This window comes from Rhizobium sp. 01T417, assembly GCF_056398905.1.
In genome coordinates, this window is record NZ_JBFTQH010000141.1 from 1 (window position 1) to 1,235 (window position 1,235).

1 pseudogene is annotated in these 1,235 nt (G+C 56.7%); it reads right to left on the reverse strand.

Annotated elements, in window-relative coordinates:
* Positions 1-1,173, reverse strand: a pseudogene (locus AC1DPR_RS32035) (ATP-binding protein); the annotation flags it as partial.
* Positions 1,174-1,235: the final 62 nt, after the last annotated feature.

Sequence of the window (1,235 nt, forward strand, 5' to 3'; positions counted from 1 at the left end):
TGCTTCGTTCAACTGCTTATATTGGCTGATCTGCGGAATATTGATGCGCATTGCGTCAAGCTTGAGGAGATAGCCAATGAACACGTCGCGAATCTCAATGAAACTCTGCGGGCCGGGACTGTGTGACTTCTGCTTCAGCTCATCGCGGGTCGCGCGGACATTGATGCCGGTGGTCAGTGCCATTTGCTCCATATAGACCGTCGACGTTCCCATGAGCTCGATATGCGCGACGCCGCTCTCCTTGATGGCAATCCTGTCTGCGAGACTGGGGACGCTGACATTGGGATCCAGCGTCTCAACGAGGCGGCGCTCGAAGAGCCGCGAGACAGTCGCTAGTACCGCTTCGACCGGCACCCCGCACCCTTCAAAAAAATCTCCGAGCTCGGAGACGAGCCAATGCCGAGCTTCGATCTGATCGTGCCGCACCGTTGCCGATCGTTGACGCAATACCCACAGGATGTAAAGTGGAAGAAGTGGCGAGGTGGGCTTCCTGGGATCGGTCAGGAACAGATTACATACGTACTCGTTTTCCGTTTCTGAGAAGCGGTCGTACTCACCCTTAATGAGCGCGCGGTGCGTGCGATACCTGTCCGAGGAGACCGCCGGACCACCATAGTGGGACTTCACGATGTCATCGATCTTGATCTCGGGCGAGAGGAAGATGCGTTCGGCCAGTCGCAGCATCCGCCGGATATCGAAGTTGCCAAGTCGGCCGATCAAACCGGAGATATGATCGCTCTCGACGAACAGTCGCTCGACCGCTTCTGCAAACATCGACAGGTCGTCGATACTGACGGAGAAGCCTTTTTTTGAAAAGTACGCGGAGTTGGTCGCCCGCTCGACGCTGATCTTGTCCTTGACGAATCGCACACGCCTGGACAGGATCTCTTTGGCCTCCGGAACCGGCAGATAGAAGCTGCGCGAGGCGTAGCTCTGCAGGGCACCGGCCTTGCTCAGACGCCAGACCGTACGGTCGGTGATGGGCACGATGATGAAGATCGAGGATGCACTTTCCAGTGAATGCGCAAGCTGATAGATGGCATCCTGAATCTCCTGCGAGAACTGGTCTGTGTTGTCGAATACGACGCAGGGCAGTCGGTTGAGGCCGGTTGCCGAGCGTCGCAGCAGAAGCCGAAGATACTCTTCCGGCTGTTCCTCCCGGCGCGCTTCCATATGGTCCCCGAACGCGATCTTGAATTGATCCTTGTTTGTTTCATACAGGGGCTTCTTGGGAC